This window comes from Shigella sp. SIG6 (genome assembly GCF_053555815.1).
In genome coordinates, this window is the sequence record NZ_JBQZXC010000245.1 from 1 (window position 1) to 2,059 (window position 2,059).

The window sequence follows — 2,059 nt, forward strand, 5'->3', positions numbered from 1 at the left end:
ATGACTTTTATGCACCACAAAGCTTTTTAGCGAAGGATGGTCGGCGTATTGTTATCGGCTGGATGGATATGTGGGAATCGCCAATGCCCTCAAAACGTGAAGGATGGGCAGGCTGCATGACGCTGGCGCGCGAGCTATCAGAGAGCAATGGCAAACTTCTACAACGCCCGGTTCACGAAGCTGAGTCGTTACGCCAGCAGCATCAATCTGTCTCTCCCCGCACAATCAGCAATAAATATGTTTTGCAGGAAAACGCGCAAGCAGTTGAGATTCAGTTGCAGTGGGCGCTGAAGAACAGTGATGCCGAACATTACGGATTACAGCTCGGCACTGGAATGCGGCTGTATATTGATAACCAATCTGAGCGACTTATTTTGTGGCGGTATTACCCACACGAGAATTTAGACGGCTACCGTAGTATTCCCCTCCCGCAGCGTGACACGCTCGCCCTAAGGATATTTATCGATACATCATCCGTGGAAGTATTTATTAACGACGGGGAAGCGGTGATGAGTAGTCGAATCTATCCGCAGCCAGAAGAACGGGAACTGTCGCTTTATGCCTCCCACGGAGTGGCTGTGCTGCAACATGGAGCACTCTGGCTACTGGGTTAACATAATATCAGGTGGAACAACGGATCAACAGCGGGCAAGGGATCCGCGTCACTCTTCCCCCTTCACGACCTTCAATAATATGCAATGCAGCTTCCCGCCCGATAATGTCATGTGGAAGCTGAATTGTGGTCAGCGGCGGTAAAAACAGATGCCCGACGCCAACCAGATTATCAAAGCCCATTACGGCGACATCCTGCGGGATACGTACCCCCTTCGCCAAAAGAACCTGATAAGCCACAAAGGCTGCGCGATCGTTACCACATATCAGAACATCAAAATCTGGTTTGCCCGATTTGAAGTGAGCATTGAGTAAACTTGCGAGATCGGTGTAGTGATCATCACCTGTTGCCATGTAAAATTGTTTCACCTCAGCCAGATCTCGTCCAGCATCACGCCAGGCCTGCTCAAATCCCTGCCGACGATACCCTGTTGCCAACGCACTTTCCGGTAGCCAGAAGCATAATGGTTGACGATAGCCCGCCGCGAGCAAATGCTGTGTTGATTCATATTGTGCAGTGTAATCATCAGGGATATAACTGGGTAACGCTGGGTCATCCGCCACACAGTTCGCCAATACAATATTTTCACCATACAGAGACTCAGGCAGCGTGATATGTCGCAGCCCCATTGTAGTATAGATAATGCCATCCGGACGGTGGGCAAGCAGCTGACGTGCCGCGCGGGCAGCGTCATCTTCAGAAAAAATATTGATTAAAAAACTATTCCAGCCGAACTCGCTGGCGGTTTGCTCAATGGCAAGCAGAATATCAACAGAGAAAGGAGTGGTAGCCGTGTCCTGCGCCAGCACGGCGAGAGTCGACGGCTTACGTCCTTGAGCGCGCATCTTACGGGCGGAAAGATCAGGAACATAATTCAGGGTCTGGATTGCCTGCAATACGCGGTCACGCGTTGCAGGACGCACAGATTCTGCATTATGCATCACCCGGGAGACTGTCATCATCGACACTCCCGCCAGGCGTGCGACATCCTTTAATGAAGCCATACCCAAGCCGTTTGCCGTAAAACGGGCACTGTAGCAGAAACAGACGTCACTGGCGAGATCCAACGCCCTATCACCTGACACAGCAATACAATAAAAAATAACAATAATTCCCGGACAATTGTCCCCAATTCCGCCTCTGTTCTCGCCAACGAGTAACCATATAGGCAAGTAAGTAAAACATGCCAACTGGCATCGCCAACCTGGAGAAGAAAATATAAATATGGATCATTGTGCTGCCACTGTATCCCGACATCAGCCCGGAAATTATTGCGATTGCTATCGGTTCAGGTGCAATTGGCTGCACGATCGTTACGGACTCGCTTTTCTGGCTGGTGAAGCAATATTGCGGCGCTACGCTCAATGAAACATTTAAATACTATACGACAGCGACATTTATCGCTTCAGTCGTCGCTCTGGCGGGCACATTCCTGCTGTCATTTAT

At 50.1% G+C, this 2,059-nt stretch carries 1 protein-coding gene and 2 pseudogenes; 2 read left to right on the forward strand and 1 reads right to left on the reverse strand.

Annotated features, from left to right (window positions below; all coding sequences use genetic code 11):
• A pseudogene (cscA, locus tag ACUU1M_RS19950) lies at positions 1-614 on the forward strand (sucrose-6-phosphate hydrolase); the annotation flags it as partial.
• A 7-nt stretch (positions 615-621) separates the two neighbouring features.
• Here cscA and ACUU1M_RS19955 read toward each other — a convergent pair.
• A complete protein-coding gene (locus ACUU1M_RS19955) occupies positions 622-1,617 on the reverse strand; it encodes a LacI family DNA-binding transcriptional regulator (protein WP_152029073.1) in 996 nt (331 codons plus the stop codon).
• Positions 1,618-1,847: 230 nt separating this feature from the next.
• Between ACUU1M_RS19955 and ACUU1M_RS19960 the strand changes: the two are divergent.
• Positions 1,848-2,059: pseudogene (locus ACUU1M_RS19960) on the forward strand (GntT/GntP/DsdX family permease); the annotation flags it as partial.

Excerpts from the sequence above, each read along its gene's own strand:
- ACUU1M_RS19955 (WP_152029073.1), bottom strand. The coding sequence starts at position 1,617 with ATGGCTTCATTAAAGGATGTCGCACGCCTGGCGGGAGTGTCGATGATG.